This window comes from Psychrosphaera saromensis (genome assembly GCF_002954545.1).
GTDB lineage: Bacteria > Pseudomonadota > Gammaproteobacteria > Enterobacterales > Alteromonadaceae > Psychrosphaera > Psychrosphaera saromensis.
In genome coordinates this window covers 2140738-2157399 of record NZ_MSCH01000003.1, presented here as the reverse complement: position 1 = coordinate 2157399, position 16662 = coordinate 2140738, and the positions used below count along the sequence as shown (strand labels likewise).

General features: G+C 38.1%; 16 protein-coding genes. 4 read left to right on the top strand and 12 right to left on the bottom strand.

Going from position 1 to position 16662, the window contains the following annotated elements; genetic code table 11:
* The first annotated feature begins 108 nt into the window (after positions 1–108).
* Both BTO11_RS09675 and BTO11_RS09670 read left to right on the top strand, forming a co-directional pair.
* Positions 109–1719 (top strand): lytic transglycosylase, encoded by a 1611-nt coding sequence (locus tag BTO11_RS09675; protein WP_105052413.1) that lies wholly within the window; start codon positions 109–111, stop codon positions 1717–1719.
* A gap of 54 nt (positions 1720–1773) precedes the next feature.
* Positions 1774–2340, top strand: coding sequence for a hypothetical protein (locus BTO11_RS09670; RefSeq protein ID WP_105052412.1), 567 nt, complete (start codon positions 1774–1776; stop codon positions 2338–2340).
* A 171-nt stretch (positions 2341–2511) separates the two neighbouring features.
* On the opposite strand, the gene BTO11_RS09665 is transcribed toward BTO11_RS09670, so the two are convergent.
* Positions 2512–4905 carry a Lon protease family protein gene (locus BTO11_RS09665; protein ID WP_105052411.1) on the bottom strand — a complete coding sequence of 798 codons (2394 nt, stop codon included), beginning with the start codon at positions 4903–4905 and terminating at the stop codon, positions 2512–2514.
* A gap of 111 nt (positions 4906–5016) precedes the next feature.
* On the opposite strand from BTO11_RS09665, the gene BTO11_RS09660 reads away from it, so the two are divergent.
* Both BTO11_RS09660 and BTO11_RS09655 read left to right on the top strand, forming a co-directional pair.
* Positions 5017–5532 carry a YybH family protein gene (locus BTO11_RS09660; protein ID WP_105052410.1) on the top strand — a complete coding sequence of 172 codons (516 nt, stop codon included), beginning with the start codon at positions 5017–5019 and terminating at the stop codon, positions 5530–5532.
* A 422-nt stretch (positions 5533–5954) separates the two neighbouring features.
* The gene (locus tag BTO11_RS09655; protein ID WP_105052409.1) at positions 5955–6620 is read left to right on the top strand and encodes a glutathione S-transferase; all 666 of its coding nucleotides are present in this window, start codon (positions 5955–5957) and stop codon (positions 6618–6620) included.
* Between the two features lie 302 nt (positions 6621–6922).
* Here the strand turns inward: BTO11_RS09655 and BTO11_RS09650 are convergent, their stop codons facing one another.
* The 11 genes from BTO11_RS09650 to BTO11_RS09600 all read right to left on the bottom strand — a co-directional run bounded on the left by BTO11_RS09650 (position 6923) and on the right by BTO11_RS09600 (position 16513).
* A complete protein-coding gene (locus tag BTO11_RS09650; protein WP_105052408.1) occupies positions 6923–7486 on the bottom strand; it encodes an isochorismatase family protein in 564 nt (187 codons plus the stop codon).
* Positions 7487–7572: 86 nt separating this feature from the next.
* Positions 7573–8232 (bottom strand): hypothetical protein, encoded by a 660-nt coding sequence (locus tag BTO11_RS09645; protein WP_229793322.1) that lies wholly within the window; start codon positions 8230–8232, stop codon positions 7573–7575.
* Between the two features lie 71 nt (positions 8233–8303).
* Complete coding sequence (locus BTO11_RS09640) at positions 8304–9152, bottom strand: hypothetical protein (protein WP_105052406.1); 849 nt, start codon at positions 9150–9152, stop codon at positions 8304–8306.
* Entirely contained in the window at positions 9142–9498 is a 357-nt protein-coding gene (locus BTO11_RS09635) for a cupredoxin domain-containing protein (RefSeq protein WP_105052405.1), read from the bottom strand. The genes BTO11_RS09640 and BTO11_RS09635 overlap by 11 nt, the downstream gene beginning before the upstream one ends.
* A gap of 6 nt (positions 9499–9504) precedes the next feature.
* On the bottom strand, positions 9505–10890 hold the full coding sequence (locus BTO11_RS09630) for an ATP-binding protein (protein ID WP_105052404.1): 1386 nt from the start codon (positions 10888–10890) through the stop codon (positions 9505–9507).
* Positions 10891–11550 carry a response regulator gene (locus BTO11_RS09625; protein ID WP_105052403.1) on the bottom strand — a complete coding sequence of 220 codons (660 nt, stop codon included), beginning with the start codon at positions 11548–11550 and terminating at the stop codon, positions 10891–10893. It abuts the gene before it with no gap.
* Positions 11551–11611: 61 nt separating this feature from the next.
* The gene (locus BTO11_RS09620; protein ID WP_229793309.1) at positions 11612–13489 is read right to left on the bottom strand and encodes a protein-disulfide reductase DsbD; all 1878 of its coding nucleotides are present in this window, start codon (positions 13487–13489) and stop codon (positions 11612–11614) included.
* A 35-nt stretch (positions 13490–13524) separates the two neighbouring features.
* The gene (locus tag BTO11_RS09615; protein WP_105052402.1) at positions 13525–14424 is read right to left on the bottom strand and encodes an FAD:protein FMN transferase; all 900 of its coding nucleotides are present in this window, start codon (positions 14422–14424) and stop codon (positions 13525–13527) included.
* A 78-nt stretch (positions 14425–14502) separates the two neighbouring features.
* A complete protein-coding gene (locus tag BTO11_RS09610; protein ID WP_105052401.1) occupies positions 14503–15777 on the bottom strand; it encodes a DUF3570 domain-containing protein in 1275 nt (424 codons plus the stop codon).
* A complete protein-coding gene (locus BTO11_RS09605; RefSeq protein ID WP_373295167.1) occupies positions 15768–15995 on the bottom strand; it encodes a DUF4266 domain-containing protein in 228 nt (75 codons plus the stop codon). The genes BTO11_RS09610 and BTO11_RS09605 overlap by 10 nt, the downstream gene beginning before the upstream one ends.
* Positions 15995–16513 (bottom strand): TlpA disulfide reductase family protein, encoded by a 519-nt coding sequence (locus BTO11_RS09600; protein ID WP_229793310.1) that lies wholly within the window; start codon positions 16511–16513, stop codon positions 15995–15997. The genes BTO11_RS09605 and BTO11_RS09600 overlap by 1 nt, the downstream gene beginning before the upstream one ends.
* Positions 16514–16662: the final 149 nt, after the last annotated feature.

The window sequence follows — 16662 nt, the reverse complement described above, 5'->3', positions numbered from 1 at the left end:
ATTATGAAATTATTAAGTTACTATCTCTAGGTCTTTATGGCTCAAGGTTTTCACGTGTTTATTAAAACCTATTGAGTCACCCTTTTACTTACATTGATTTGTGTATATATGATAAAAAATAAATTTGCTGCAAAAACAATAGTTAACCTTTCTTTATTAGCCGTTTTATCTGGCTGTAATACGATAGGTTCGTCCAACTCAGAATCATCTCAAGCCTCTTTAAACTCATCAGAGCCAGCTAATGTTGCGGCTCCTGAAGATGTCGTTGATGCCTTAACCTTGTCAGCTCTTAGCGAAGAACAAGAGTTAGAAGCAAACAACATCGAATTTGATGATGTTTGGAAACGAATCGAAAGCCAATTAAATATTGATATCCCACAAAATCGTCCAGTTGTTACTGAGCGAAACTGGTATGCAAAACACCCTAATTATTTCAAACGTATTTCTGCTCGTGCTGAACCGTTTTTATACTTCATTGTTGAAGAAATAGAAAAACGCCAAATGCCGATTGAATTAGCTTTATTACCAATTGTTGAAAGTGCATTTGACCCATTTGCTTATTCACATGGGCGAGCTTCAGGTTTATGGCAATTTATTCCTGGTACAGGGAATCGCTTCAAATTAAAACAATCTTGGTGGTACGACGGACGTCGTGACGTTGTAGCTGCTACAAAAGCCGCGTTAGATTACTTATCTTTTTTACACAAAACCTTAGATGGTGACTGGTTAAATGCAATTGCAGCTTATAACTCTGGTGAAGGCCGAGTGATGCGCGCAATTAAACGTAATCGTAAGAAACATTTACCTACCGACTTTTGGTCTTTAGATTTACCAAAAGAAACGTCTAGTTATGTTCCAAAATTATTAGCCTTAGCTGACTTATTAAAACGTCATGAAGAGTTTGCAATCAGCTGGACGCCAATTAAAAACCAACAACACATTCAAGTTGTTGATGCTAAAAGCCAAATTGACTTAGCAAAGGCAGCAAAACTTGCTGAATTAAAAGTAAACGAATTACACAGACTAAACCCTGGTTACAATCAATGGGCAACGGATCCTAAAGGACCACACAAATTTGTAGTGCCAGTTGAGAAAGTAGAAATATTTAAACAGAACTTAGCTGAGTTACCAAAAGAAGAACGTATGTCATGGAAACGTTATCTTGTTCAGTCTGGCGATACCTTAGGTGGCATTGCAGATAAGTTTAATACGTCATTAAGTGTGCTAATTGATGTTAATGATATTAAAGGCAATATAATTAATATCAACCAAGCGTTGTTAATTCCTACATCGTCTAAATCATTAACTGAATACAGCTTAACCGCTGATAACCGTTTAACAAAAACACAAAACAAGAAACGTGGTGCTAATAAGTTAAAACACACAGTAAAATCTGGCGATAATATGTGGGATATTAGCCGTGAATACGATGTAAATATTCGCAGCTTAGCTAAATGGAATGGCATTGCGCCAACCGATCCTATAAAACTTGGTCAAGAATTAGTTATTTGGAAAGATCAAGTATCTAAGCATCAATCTACCAGTGCAATCATGCGTGCTATTACTTACAAAGTAAGAAATGGTGACTCGTTAGCTAGAATTGCTCAGAAATTTAAAGTAAGTGTTGTCGACATAGCGAAATGGAATCAACTGGATTTAAAAAAATATATTAGACCAGGTCAGTCATTAAAATTATTTGTTGATGTGACAAGAACATAGTTGCTAGTTTCGTCTATATTAATAAGTAGTATTTAATAAGACAAAGGCGAATAAATGTTAACAACACTCTCACGTTCTATATTGCTATCTTTGTTATTGGTCAGCTTACCTAGCTTTGCTGACTTTAATATTGATGGCAAATTGAAGCTTACTTATCCTTACGATGACGAAATAAAAGAAGTTCCATTCCCTCTTTCTTACAGTCATGAAAATGACGACCACACCTTTTCCATTGGTCCACATACTTTCCAAGTAACTGGTCAGCCAGAAAGCTATTCATTTGCCCTTATATTAAAAGACAATAACTTTGTTTGGTTACAAGAGCTTTCAGATCGAGAATTTGAAAGTTTTTCACTGGAACTTGGCGAGCATAAATTAAAGCTCGTCAAACGAGTGTTAAATAAACCAGTGAAAGGTGATTATATTTTAACGATTGACGGCGTTGATTATTTTTTCAACAACACATTAACACAAATTAATTTTACCTTTGATGATGATGGTATCGCCGGTATATCGGTTTACGGCATGATTGCCAGCTTAGGTATGAATAAAGCTAAAAACCCTTGTGACGAGTTTGACAAAGGCTCAGAAGAACAAAAAAAATGTGAGCTTAACGACTAAGCTGATCTTTTAATATTAGGAGCTTCTATCCAATATCTAATATCTAGAGCTGTAGTTAAAATTAAAGCTAAGCTCCATGGGTAAACAATATTTATAAATAGTAAAAAACAAAAAAGCCGATTAATCGGCTTTTTTGTTTTCTGTATTTTACTTTGTACTATTTACTATTCATTACTCGCTATCCGCACCATCGACGATGTCGGCAATTCGGCGTAGTTTTTTAGTGGCAATGCCATTCACTGAATCTCTTGGGTAACGACCTCTCGCCGATAAAGCTCCCGCTTTTTTGCCTGTTAATATGGTTAACGCATCGTCAACTTCATTAACCACATAAATATGAAACTGCCCAGCTTCTACCGCACTGATCACATCAGACGATAACACTAAGTTAATGCAATTGGTTTTAGGGATTATAACGCCCTGCTCGCCCGTCAAACCTCTTGCCTGACAAAGCTTAAAGTAACCTTCAATCTTTTCATTCACACCACCAATAGACTGCACCTGTCCATGTTGGTTAATAGAACCAGTAATGGCAATCGACTGATTTAACGGAATATGTGTAATGGCAGAGATTAACGTACAAACCTCACCTAAACTGGCACTGTCGCCGTCTATGTGACCATAACTTTGTTCAATCGCTATATTGGCCGAAAAGCACAGATTAAAGTCCTGTGCGTATTTACTGCCCAAATAACCATTTAACAACATCACACCTTTGGAATGAATCGCTTTACCAAGCTCAGCTTCACCTTCAATATCCACAACACCATCTGAACCGGCATAAACCGTGGCTGAAATTCTCGCTGGCGTACCAAATACCGTATCGCCGATTTCTAATACCGTTAAGCCATTTAATTTACCAACTTGGAAACCAGAGGTATCAATTAAAATCTGGCCTTCTTGGATATCTTCCAAAAATGATTCGCTTATTTGCCCTGTTCGGTACTGTTTACCTTCAAGGGATTTAATCACATGACTTTGATGAATTTCTTTATCGCCATCACGCTTAGCGTAAAACTGCGACTCACTTAACAATTCTAATACGTCGGCAAAGCGGGCTGATAATTTATGCTGATGTTCCGCTTGTCTAAAACTAAATTTAAACAGTTCTTCAACCGCATCTGCCGATATTTCTAAATGTTGCTCAGCGGCATATTGTTTAATTTTCTGCACAAAGCCAAACTGTACTTTGTCGTTAAGTGGGATGTAATGTTCAAAGTCAGCTAATACTCTAAACAGTTCATTAAACTCGTTATCGTACTCTTGCATTAAATAATACAATTCACGACTGCCCATTAAAATAACTTTAATATCCATAGGGATTGGCTGCGGCGTTAAACTAGACGCATTAACAATATTGGCTTCACCTGTTGGTGACTCCATTTTTATTTCTTGGCTTTTCAGCGCTAACTTTAACGACTCCCAAACTGCAGGCTGCTGCATGAGTTTGTCAGCATCAATCAACAAATAACCGCCATTGGCTTTATGTAATGCGCCTGCGCGGATCATTCTATAGCTGGTATAAACCGAGCCTTGTACTGAACTGTATTCAATACGGCCAAATATATTTTGAAATGATGGATTAGGCTCATATACGATTGGTGCACCGTCTTGGCTTTTCCTAACATTTAAAATGTTAGGAATTAGCTCTTCTTCAAGTACCTTACGAACATCCACATCTTCTTTATTTTTTTCTTCGTCGGCCTCATCAGCCAAAAACTCTTGCACCATATCAACTAAGGTATCGTGCATGTCTTTTAAAAATTTAATAACGCCAAGATCAGCCGCATAAATATGCTCTAAGTCTTTTAACAAAGGCTTTAATGCGTTTTCTATGGTTTCTTTACTTAACTTACGTTGATTCTCTGATGCTTCTCGTTTCCACAACGGTAACTCTAATAGCGTTTCATTGAGAAAGACTTCAAGGTCAGAAATACGGTCATAAAACTGCTGACGTTGGTCTTCTTTAAGTTGAGAAAATTCAGCATCCGTTAACGGTTTACCATCAATGACAGGTGCAAAACTTACCGCACCTTTTTCCTCGTATAACACTAAACCACTTTCAAGCGCCTTTGACTCAACCAACTCCAACGCTTTCTCGTACTTAACGTTAAAGTCACGTTCAATTACACGCTTTTTACGCTGAAAGGATGGATTATCAAACGCCGATGGAAAAGTATCTAACAGCACATCAATAAAAGATTCAATGTGTTCAATAAATTGTTTACCTTCACCAGCGGCTAATCTTATGTAGGTTGGTGTACGGGTGTCGTCAAAATTATTAACATAGCACCATTCATGTGGTGTACTTTTAATTTTAGCAACTTGCTGTAAATGATTATCTATTAAGGTGTGACGACCCGTCGCAGGTTCTCCCATGACAAATAAATTGTAGCCTGTCATGTCCATATCTAAACCAAACTCTAGCGCATGCTGTGCTCTTTCTTGACCAATAAAATTAATATTGGTGTCCGCCTCTGAAAGCATCAACTTTTTGATAGTGTCTAAATTAAGTGTTGGGCCTAAACTTTTGTGACTTAGGCGAAATGCTTTATTTAATTCCATGATAATAGAGAAAAATATCCGTTTGATAGGTTAGTAGCCTTAGTTTATATTGAATTATCTAAAAACGCATGGCTTTGCTAAGAATTGCGTTAATAAATACAGGAATTAAACATGTTTAACGTTAAAAAGATCACCTTAGCCACTTTTGTCATGCTCATTACAATAAGTAGTGCATTATTCAGCGCTAATACCCGAGCGGCGGATACATCAAATACAGAACAAGAACTCGACCAATTTTGGCAAGCATTATCACAAAGCGTGATAGACGGTGAATTTGAAAAATATACTGCGGGTTATCACGAGGATGCTGTTTTAGTCAGTGGTTTTAATCAAAACAGCTATCCAATAAAACAAGCCTTCGCCCGTTGGCAACAAGGTTTTGCCGATACCAAAAACGGTAAAATGAAAGCACACGTGAAATTTGTTTTTACGCAAAGATACATTAGTGAAAATACAGCGCACGAAACCGGCATGTTCAAATACAGCACAACAGATGAAAAAGGTAAAACAGAAGACTTTATTGCTCACTTAACCGCATTGTCAGTTAAAAAAGACGGTAAATGGTTAATTGTGATGGAGAATCAAAAATCTAAAGCCACTGAAGAAGAATGGAATGCCGCATTATAAAATACGAATTATACCAATTGAATTAATGAATTAGTTATTCAGCGAGAATTAAAAGGTTCATAGGTGAGGCATTGATTGAAGAGAATGGTTGTTCCCTTGTTGAAATCAATAAAGACAATATGCTCCTGCATTGTCACCTTACCCTACATCCTTGTAGGGCAACAAAGCATATGAAGCTTTTCAACTCGCCCTTCGGGAGCTTGTTAGAGGCGCGCCAAACTATTCATATGAGCAGCGCAAAACTTATTTGATGTACGACTGCATGGATGCAGGAGATAGAGCGACTCAGGAGACAAAGCCGAGAATAACTATATCGACACAAATTTTGCTTATTCTCACACCTCTAACATAGCTCTGAACTAATCAATTCATTAATTCAATTGGTATTACTCCCTTGTATAAAGCTAAATAAAGAGAACAATATGATCACATTACATCATTTAAACAATTCACGTTCACAACGTATTTTATGGTTATTAGAAGAACTAGGGCTTGAATATGGGATTAAACAATACCAACGAGATCCAGTCACTTCATCGGCACCTGAGTCGTTAAAAGCAATTCATCCATTAGGCAAGTCGCCAGTAATAACAGACGGTGATTTAACCATTGCAGAGTCAGGGGCGATTATTGAATATTTGTTAGATAGCTACGACACAGAGAAACGTTTACGTTCAACAAAAGGCCAAGCTTTGTTGGATTATCGTTACTGGTTACATTTTGCAGAAGGTTCATTAATGCCTTTATTAGTGATGAAGCTGGTTATGATGAAAATGCCAAAAAATCCAATGCCATTTTTTGTAAAAACGATTGCCAAAGCGTTAAGTAATAAAGTGCAGGAAATGTTTATTTCCCCTCGTCTAACACCACAAATAGAGTTAGTAGAGAATACTTTAGCAAATCGTACATGGTTAACGGGTGAAGAACTCAGTGCAGCAGATATTCAAATGAGCTTTCCATTACAAGCCTCAGCTACTCGTATGGATTTATCAGCATTTCCCAATATTGCACGTTACCTTAAACAAATAGATGCATTACCGGCTTATCAAAAAGCTGTAGAACGTGGTGGAAAGTTGGATACGTTATAGCGGTAATGAGAAAACAGCTATAAGCCGTAAGTTTTAAGCTGTAATAAAAAAGCGAACTGAGTGTTCGCTTTTTTATTGGGTATTAAATATGGCTGTCTCTTAAAAAGCAGCTGTAAGCTGTAAGCAAAGCAAACTATTCCAAACAACAACGCATATCCTTTACTCCAACTAAAAACACAACACCAACACCTATGCACATAAGTCACTTGTGTTATTGCTTCATATCTATTATTACCACTGGTGATGTCATGCTTTACTCTTTTATTCTGGTTAAGTTTTGTATTGAGCACTGGATTTACTCTTTATCTAATTAAACCAAGTATTTGTTTAAACTCAGGTTCATTACAGCCTTTAACAAGCTCATACAAACACATTTCCAATCCAGTTATATCAACACCGTTATTAACTAATTTATTCACCGCGAGTTGTTTATTGGCTAAAGTACGGGAAGAAATGCAGTCAGTCACTATCTCAACTTTATAACCTAAATCTACCAATCCCATTGCGGTTTGATACACGCAGATATGAGCTTCAATACCACAGACTAACCAAGTATTTATTTGTTTATCTTTGTCCATACTGCTAACTGCACGCTTAACCGCATCGACAAATTCAGCTTGTTCGCAGCCATTAAAAGTAAACTTAGTGATGGGTTTATTAGGATTTAACAAAGTGCTAAGTTCATCAACCGTAGCACCTAACTTGGTAGGATTTTGTTCCAAGGTAATTATTGGTAACTCTAGAGCTTGCGCCCCTTTAATAAGCTTTTCACAGTTAGCAATTAACGCCGCAGAGTCATGGACTAACCGAGCCAGTTTGCCCTGAATATCCACTACTATCAGTCCCGTATTGTCTTTTGTTAACATAACAGTCTCCTCAAGGTTCTAGTGCCAACGTTCTAGTGCCAACGCTCTATTGCCATCTATTTTTAGCATACGCTTAAAATCATAGATTAAAACTCATACTCCAACGCAAATCTTAACGAATGATCTTTGCCAGAATGGGCTATTTCCGTTATAAAACCGACTTCCCACTTTAGTTGTTTCTGACCTTTAAAACGATGAACACCCATCATAGCTGGGCCAATACCCAAAAAATCTTCTCCAGTATAAAGCTCTATCGCTGGTTGAAAACCAGGTAAATAACGATAGCGATATTTCAACCTAAACTCAGTTTCCATTTCCGTTGGAATAACATCACCCCATTCTTGGATAAGAAACAAATTCATGGTTAAGCTTTTTTTGCCAAATTCTTTTTCAAATATTAACCCTGAGGTGATTTCAAAGCTTTTATTGTCGTTGCGTTCTGCCGCTTCTACCTCAAACAATAAGCCCCAGTCAGCCCAATACTGGCCTTGTTCTGTCATCATCCAACGGGCTTCAACTTCTACAGCTTGCAAGGTAAAGTCTTTATAATCGTCTCTTTCCGCTATCAGATAAAAGTCTAATGCCAGATTTTCCAAAATGGATTGCCCATAACCTAAACGCTGAGCCAGTCGATTAGCTTCATCCGTTTCACTGGACAATAAGCGCCATTCAAACTCTTTTTCATTGGCGGTCACATACGGATGATAAACTTTATCAACAACCACACCGTCCGCTTGAACGACCATTGAACTCAATGAAAGTAATATGCCAGTGACAAGCTTAAGCACTTCACCAAAGCTTGCACTTATATATTTTTTCATAAATCTTCCTTATATTGCGGTGCAATTTTATTTTGGCTTTGTAAGCGAAACCTAAGGGTGTTCAACAACAAAATAGGTAATAAAAATGAGATAAAATAAACCAGTAAAAAGTTAAACGACGGGGATGTTTCAAAACCAATCAGCGCATGTAAGATATGACCATACTCCGAGCTATCTTGAATATATTGGCTAAAATTAACGACAGGATAACCAGCTGAGAGCATGTCTATTTGAGTCAGTTGGGAAACGATATAGCTAAATTGACCAGCAATAAATAAAAACAATCCTGTTTTTACCAACCATAATTTATTTAACTGTTTTAGTTCTCTTAAAATAAATAAGAACAGCACACTAAAACTGACGCAAATACCAAGGCCAACCACAAAACCAATCACAACATTCAGTGCTTGGTTATCTGCAACTGAGGCATCCAGTGGCGACATATTTAACTGCAGATACACGTCTAGGAAAATCAAAAACGAACTGCCATTTACCGCAATCAATGAAACAAAACTAACAGCTGCAATCTTAGCTACTAACTTTGAAGGTACGAGCTTCTTAAATAAGGACGGCAACTCTGACTTTATGCTGACAACTAACATGCTTAAATAAAAGATGGTCAGTAACAATACTTTGGTTAATTCGGTTCCACGTCCGTCAAAACATTCGCTCAACGGCTCAGCAATTATAAACAATAACGCCGCGACTAAAATGCCAAATACAACACTAATCAGCTGATATTTTAAGGTGAAAACCTGAGACTCTAACGTCGCCTTTAAATAACAAATAAAAATAAACAGCGGTAATAAATCACGTAAGAACAGCACAACCGTATTAATTAACATTGGCGTCCCCTTTCACAATAATCCTGCCTCTTGCAGAGTTGGGATGATATTCACCAAAATATTTATATTCGCCAGCAGGTAAAGGGCCGACATAAATAACGGCTTTTTTGCCTGGAAAAATGACTTTTTCTCGGTTTAACTCAAAGCTATCAAACTCTTCTGGCACCTTATCTTTATTGTGAATGATCACTTTGACTTTTTTATTAGCCGGTATTTCTAACGATGACGGGGTAAAAACATGATTTTCTAAGGTGAGATAAAACACTTGGGTTTCAGCAAACGTCTGAAAAGTTAAAAATACAGTTAATAATATGGTCCAAACCTGCGGAGATAATTTCTTAAACATGATCAATTACGCCTCATGTTTAGCAAAACGGTTCATAGGGAAATACACTTTCACACCTAAGCCACCTAACGCACTGTGGTAACAGTTTATCTCGCCATGGTGTAAGTCAGTTATGTGTTTCACAATCGACAAGCCTAAACCTGAACCTTTAATGACTTGCGATTGCTTGTACTTGGACTTAGCCAAACCTGCTCGATAAAAGGGTTGAAATAACTTGTCCAACTCCGCATCACTGACACCAACGCCATTGTCTTCAATACTCACGTTTACGCCGTTGGCTTGTTCTGTGATTTGAAATTGAATTTCACTGTTATTGCCGCTGTATTTGATGGCATTTTTTAATAAATTTTCAAACAAGGTATACAGTGCAAACGTCTCACCCAATATAACTTGCGGCTTAGAAGATGGCAGTAAACTAATATTTTGGCCTTTGTTCGCCAAAGCCTCGTAATTATTACTTATGACTTCTTTTAACACCTCATCTAGCTCGACAGGCTTAACCGTGTCTTTAAAGTTGTCAGAAGAGTATCGATACAATGCAATAATTTGTTCAATAACATGCGCCATCCGCTCAACATTACTTTGCAATTCTTCCAGTGAGCTTTGTTCTAATACCTGCTGATTAAAGTCTTGTAAAATATTATGGCTGGTAATAGCTAATACGCTGATAGGTGTACGTAACTCATGCGCTGCGTTGGCGGTTAATTGCCTTTCTCGGTCAAAAGCATTGTCCAATTTAACTAACAAACTATTGAGCCTAGTAACAACTGGCGTTAATTCTTGCGGTAAATTATCAACATGCAGCTGAGTTAAGTCGTCACTACTTTTTAGTTTTAGCTGCTGGGACAATTCAACCAAAGGTTTTAAGCTTTTATTGATGATGTAAAAGATCAAAAACGCAATAATTGGAATGGTAAAAACAATCGGTTTAATAGTCACAAAAAGTATCGACTCAGCCGATAAAATTCGATATTCAATAGGCTGTGCTACCAACACACGTTTACCGTTACCCCCTAACGAATATACACGCCACCTTAAATCATTAAATGTCTGCTCACTAAACCCACCAGCAACGTTGTCTTGCTGATCAGCAACAATTGGCTCATTCGGCGCATTGTTACTTTTATTAATTAACTGACCTTGATGAAATACTTGGAAGACAAAATGATTAACTATTGCGCCTTTATGGTTAGATGTTTCTATTGCAGGTGATGCGTTAGATAGCTCGTCAGAACTGTTTGATGCAATAAACTCAGCAATGGATACCAGCTCTTGATCAAACACGTTATCCAGCTGTTTACTGCTGTCTTGATAACCGTGTAACGCAGCAAAAAATGTCGCTAAGGTAACCGCTGAAATGATCAGTAATAAGAGTTGTCGTTGAATTGACACTTAGCTTTTTCTCACTATGTAACCCACACCTCTTACGGTTTTAATAAATTCTTTTGGCAGCTTTTTACGAATATTATGAATGTGAACTTCTATTGTATTACTGCTCACTTCTTCACCCCATTCGTACAGACTATTTTCCAATTGGTTTTTAGATTGAATTCTGCCAGCGCTTTCCATTAACGCTTTGACTATCATATATTCGCGACGAGAAAACTCAACGTCTTGCTGCTGAAACTTAACTAAATTGGCTTTTACATCAAGCTCCACATCCATAATGCTAATGATAGAACTTTGGTGTGTGTTAATTCGCCTAGCCAGTACTCTTATTCTCGCCAATAATTCGGCAATATCAAATGGTTTCGCTAAATAATCATCCGCGCCTAAGTCCAGCCCCGCAACTTTATTCTCCACTCCGTCCCGTGCTGTTAATATTAACACAGGCAACAGTTTGTTTAATGATTTGAGCTTACGTAATACTGACAAACCGTCCATATCGGGCAAACCCAAATCAAGAATAACCAGATCCACATCACCTGAGTTTACAGTGTCGATAGCTAACTGGCCAAATTGCACCCAGTCCAAAGCATAACCTTCTCTGTGCAGTGAATGTTTTAGGCCTTGTGCTAACGGTATATCATCTTCTACTAATAATATTCTCATGGTTCTCAAATCTTTGGATGCTGCGGTAACTAGCCTTTAAGCGTTTTACTCTAGGCGCTGATCATAAGTGTTGCTCTAGATGCGCGGTGAATAAATCTGCCGACATGTAACCAGTCACTCTAGAATTAGTCAATTCATTACCCGCTTTATCAAACAATAATATAGTCGGTAAGCCCAATACATTAAACTGTTTCATTACTTCTTTACTTAACGCCGACGAACTATCGGTAAGGTTAACCTGTAACAACACACTATTTTCAAACGCATTTTGCACGTTAGCTTGATTAAAGGTGTATTTCTCAAACTCTTTACAAGCAATACACCAGTCCGCGTATAAGTCGACAATAACCGTTTTACCCGTTTGTGTCGCAAGGGCTATTTCACTTTGTAATTCAGTTAATGAAGCCACTTGTTTAAAGTGACGTTCTTGAGTTTGTGCGCTGTTATTCGCCATATTATTTGACGTTTTTGGCACAAGTAAATCATAAGCTTGGTGGCTGGCAAAAAACAGCATTAAGAATATAACTAAGCTTCTTACACCATACCAAAAACCAGCTGAACCGTCTTGACCAGACTTAGCGCCATTAGCTACATACAAGTAGATAGAAAAAGACAGTAACAATGCAATTGATAATAGCTCACCATAAAATTCTGGGATAAAACGTTGTAATAATAAAACCGGAACCGCTAACAATAAGAAACCGAAGATACTTTTTATCACATTCATCCAAGCACCAGCTCTTGGTAATAATTTACCACCAGAACTACCTAAGATCAGTAATGGAATGCCCATGCCTATGCTTAACGCATACAAGGCTGAAGCGCCAAATAGCACATTGCCATCTTGTGCAATATACAATAATGCAGCGGTTAATGGTGCGGTTGTACAAGGTGAGGCCACTAAACCGGAAATAACGCCCATTAAGGTAACACCTACATAAGAACCGCCCTGTTGTTGATTACTCATTGCATTCAGTTTTAACTGTAAACTCGCCGGTAAGGCTAAGTTAATTACGCCAAACATAGACAGAGCTAATACTACAAACAATATACTTAAGCCGATAAGCACCGCAGGATGTTGAAACGCAGCCTGAAATTGCATTCCTGCAAAGGCTACAATGACACCTAACATAGTGTAGGTAATTGCCATACCTTGCACATAAAAGAACGACAATAAAAAGCCTCGTTTAACGGAAATAGCCTCACCTTGGCCAACAATAATGCCAGTCAAAATTGGATACATTGGAAAAACACAAGGCGTAAAGGACAAACCTAAACCTAGTAGAAAGAACACAAACAAACTCCAAGCTACATTTTCAGAGTCTAAAAATGCATCCAATTCACCCGCGTTTGTAGCAGGTTCACTTTTTGTTTGTTCTGCGGTTTGGGTTTGAGCTAGATCCAGAGACAAGCCTAAATCAGCTAATAATATTTTTTGAGTGATTGGTGGATAACATAGCTGTAAGTCAGCACAACCTTGATAACGGATCTTAAGTTCAGCCTCTTGTTTTACTTCATTTTCAAGTGCGGTCTGACTTAGCTCAAGGATGAAATTAAGCTCATCTCGATACACTTCCTGCTCACCAAAATATTCATCCGAATGAGCCGAGCCTCTTGGCAAGTCAACATTGGTCAATACTTGATTGCCTAGCATCACTTTGATTTTACTTTTATAAAGGTAATAACCTGGTGCTATATCAATACTGATACTGACAGCATTACTGAAGTTAGTGTCGGCGCTATCGCGATTAACAATCGCTTTCACATAACTAAACTTAAATGCCTGATCGGCAGATAAAAATTCAACCTCTGCTGCCGAAGCTTCATCGAGTTGGCTTTCGGAAGACATGCTAAACATTGATGTCGTCAGCAATACTAATAAAATAACGTGTGACAACAGTTGTCTCATATTATTAAAAATACATTTAGATTTAACCATTGTGAGGTTACCTTTTAATTTATATAAAAATTAAGCTATTGGTTGTTAAACAGCCAATACTTAAAACCATTTTGTTCGAGAAAATCTTGCCCATCTTTGCCTAACAACATAGATATCGTTGCTATCATTCCGGCTTGAACACAGTTATGCGACGCTACCGTTATTGAATTTGCTGAGCCTTGCACTGGCCATCCTGTTTTAGGATTTAAAATATGGCTATACCTAACATTGTCTTTCAGCAAATAGCGGTTGGCATCGCCACTGGTGGCTACCCCACCTTGGGAAAAAGAAATGATGGTTTCCGTATTTTCTTTTATGCCTTTTAGCTCAATACCAACCACCCAAGGTTCGTTGTTTTTGCGTGCTTTGGACGCGCATAAATCACCACCAAAGTTAACTAAAACAGGCGCATCCGAAGTTTGAGCAATAAGCTGAACCACCTTATCCACCGCATACTCTTTACCTATGCCACCAAAGTCGATTTCCATGCCTGCTGGCAAAGTAATACTTGAGTCCGTATAACGAACTTGTTGCCAGTCGATTTGGGGCAACAAGGCATTAATCTGCGACTGCTTTGGTATGTTATTGCTGCCGTCAAACTGCCAGACTTTTCTTAATAGCCCAGAGGTAATATCAAATAAACCGTCGGTTAATAAAAAACACTCATTCGCAAATTCCAACAACCTAAATGTCTCTATGTCGATTGGAATACTTTTACCCATTGCCCTGTTGATTTTACTAACAAGACTGTTGGGGTTATAACGACTAAACTTGTCTTCTATTCGCCAAGTTTCAGCCGTTATTTGTTGCGCTAATCTATCAACCAACTGAGCATCATCAGTTTCAATCAGTACTTCACAGGGACTTGCCATGGCATCAAAACCAATGCAATAACAAGTGCCCTTTACTGAAACATCAAATACTCGTTTATTCATATTCTTCTCACACTGTTATTCAAAAAAAGCTTCAAACTGCTACTCAAAAAATCATCAAAATTATTGTCAAAGCGATACTCAAAAAGAGTAACTAATTTGTGCCACAACCGCAGAGACACTTTCAAACAATTCCACGTCAGCTAACACCCCTGGCGTTTCAAAACCTGGGTTCGTTGGTGTTTGTTGGAAAAACTCTAATCTAAAGGCCAATTCAGAGTCGCCTTCTAACTCCATGGCGTATTTAACACCAAGCGTTAAACCATTCATTTCACCAACACGGTAATCAGCACTAATATTTTCAGGTGATGGCTCACCGTCTAGTAAAAATGGCTGATAAAACTCAGCAGCTTGTTGTTGATAATAACGAACGTGCGGCTCTATATAAGCGCCTTCAAGCGGTATGTGATAACGCACATCAAAGGTGTGTGACTTAACGTCCCAGTCATCCCATAAATAACGATATGAAAAGTCGATAACCGAATTCGTTAAATGATATTTAGTTTGCCAAAACACGCTGTTTTTATTGCGCGAGTCTGGGCGTGACTCGTAAAGCTGGCGCAATGCATAACCATTATTATCAACCACACTGACAATTTTATACGGGTCAGTTTGATAACCATCAACCTGCGAGTATGAGTAATTAAATTGCATGATCATTTTGCGGTTAATAACTTGAGTTAACCCAAACAATAAATCCACCGTGGTTTTATCATCGTCAGCTCCTAGTCGATTAAGTCCATTGGCATTACCATCTTGAACCGTAAGCATTTCACTAAACGGCGTAGGTAAACCACCTTCTGGAGATATCTGATCTTGAGCCGCCGCAATACCAAAAGATAACGTGGTGTTTTTATTGTAAAACTCACGAGCGATATTAGCGTTAAAACCAAGCGAGAAATAATCATGCTCACTTGAAACATAAGCTCCAACGGATCCTAAGTAATTCTCAGCTAACGGTTGTGACCACTGAGCATTAACTTGCACTCTTGAGTCTCTAAACGTATCGTCTAGCGGCGTGTCCTTAGCTTCAATATCATAACTGCCTCGGCCTGACGGACGAGTAAAAGTTTGCACATTTGGTTGCGCAACGGCACCATTGGCAGATGCCCCAGTTAACGTATCTAAAGTCAGTTTTAAATTCAAAAACTCCTGGTCAGAAAACTCTTTACTGGCAGCAATAATACCCTCTACCGCTGTCACTCGTTCAGACTCACCGTAATACATTAATGCCGTATCAAAGCGCCATTGGTTTGTGTCCTCTGCGGCAATAGCATCTGGTGCCGTACCTAACAGTGAACAAGTTGCCAGTGTTAATAACTTAGCAACGTTTGGTTTTTTATTACTTAATTGCATCCACAACCTCCACCAGCAAAACCACGTCCACCGCTTGACGCTTCTTTACTAAAATAAATATGATCATCCAAAGCGGCATCTATCGGTGAGCTGGTTAACTCCATTTCTTTTTTTGCCAACAAGTCTCTCTCCCAAGGTTGTACGCCAAGTGACGAACAACCAGATAAAGCTGAAAAACAAACCGTTGCTAACACTAATTTAACTTTTAAATTCATCATTAATTCTCCACTTTGTGATCAGACACACTCACCGAGCCATCTGCTTTTTTAGATAATAAGTTTTCTATTTCTTGCTGGTATAAATCCTGTTTATTAGTAAAAAATCCCGTATGCGCTTTAGCAATATTTCCATCACGGTCAATTAAGTAACTGCTTGGCATACCTTTGATTTTATAAGCTTGCGCTATGGTTCCGTCAGGATCATAAATAACAGGAAAAGACGCAGGGGTTTCTTTTAAGAAATCTTTAGCAAGTGGCATTTCAGTGTCTAAATTAATGCTTATCACAGAAAAACCTAATTCACTGTATTTGCTTTGAGCCATATTCATCCATGGGAATGACTTACGACAAGGGCCACACCAAGACGCCCAAAAGTCCAAGTACACAACTTGGCCTTTATGTTGGCTTAACATTTTTTGTAGTTGCTCCTCTGGCGTGTCAATGGAAGCTGACAAGGAAGCAAAGGACATAAATAAACTAATGGTTAACACAAAACGTTTGATTAATTTGTTGTTCACAGTAATCGCCTATTAAATTGGGTATGCCAATAGAATAAACCTTGAAACTTATGTGAAACTTAAGAAATGGAAATAATTGATATGAAGGTTTGAAGGTAAAGCAGCTGGAAGGCTTTAAGGCTGGAAGGTTTTAAGGAACAGCAGCTGTA

Bases quoted from the DNA above. Each gene is read 5' to 3' on its own strand.
- BTO11_RS09675 (WP_105052413.1), top strand. From the start codon at position 109: ATGATAAAAAATAAATTTGCTGCAAAAACAATAGTTAACCTTTCTTTA.
- BTO11_RS09670 (WP_105052412.1), top strand. From the start codon at position 1,774: ATGTTAACAACACTCTCACGTTCTATATTGCTATCTTTGTTATTGGTC.
- BTO11_RS09665 (WP_105052411.1), bottom strand. From the start codon at position 4,905: ATGGAATTAAATAAAGCATTTCGCCTAAGTCACAAAAGTTTAGGCCCA.
- BTO11_RS09660 (WP_105052410.1), top strand. From the start codon at position 5,017: ATGTTTAACGTTAAAAAGATCACCTTAGCCACTTTTGTCATGCTCATT.
- BTO11_RS09655 (WP_105052409.1), top strand. From the start codon at position 5,955: ATGATCACATTACATCATTTAAACAATTCACGTTCACAACGTATTTTA.
- BTO11_RS09650 (WP_105052408.1), bottom strand. From the start codon at position 7,486: ATGTTAACAAAAGACAATACGGGACTGATAGTAGTGGATATTCAGGGC.
- BTO11_RS09645 (WP_229793322.1), bottom strand. From the start codon at position 8,232: ATGGTCGTTCAAGCGGACGGTGTGGTTGTTGATAAAGTTTATCATCCG.
- BTO11_RS09640 (WP_105052406.1), bottom strand. From the start codon at position 9,152: ATGTTAATTAATACGGTTGTGCTGTTCTTACGTGATTTATTACCGCTG.
- BTO11_RS09635 (WP_105052405.1), bottom strand. From the start codon at position 9,498: ATGTTTAAGAAATTATCTCCGCAGGTTTGGACCATATTATTAACTGTA.
- BTO11_RS09625 (WP_105052403.1), bottom strand. From the start codon at position 11,550: ATGAGAATATTATTAGTAGAAGATGATATACCGTTAGCACAAGGCCTA.
- BTO11_RS09620 (WP_229793309.1), bottom strand. From the start codon at position 13,489: ATGGTTAAATCTAAATGTATTTTTAATAATATGAGACAACTGTTGTCA.
- BTO11_RS09615 (WP_105052402.1), bottom strand. From the start codon at position 14,424: ATGAATAAACGAGTATTTGATGTTTCAGTAAAGGGCACTTGTTATTGC.
- BTO11_RS09610 (WP_105052401.1), bottom strand. From the start codon at position 15,777: ATGCAATTAAGTAATAAAAAACCAAACGTTGCTAAGTTATTAACACTG.
- BTO11_RS09605 (WP_373295167.1), bottom strand. From the start codon at position 15,995: ATGATGAATTTAAAAGTTAAATTAGTGTTAGCAACGGTTTGTTTTTCA.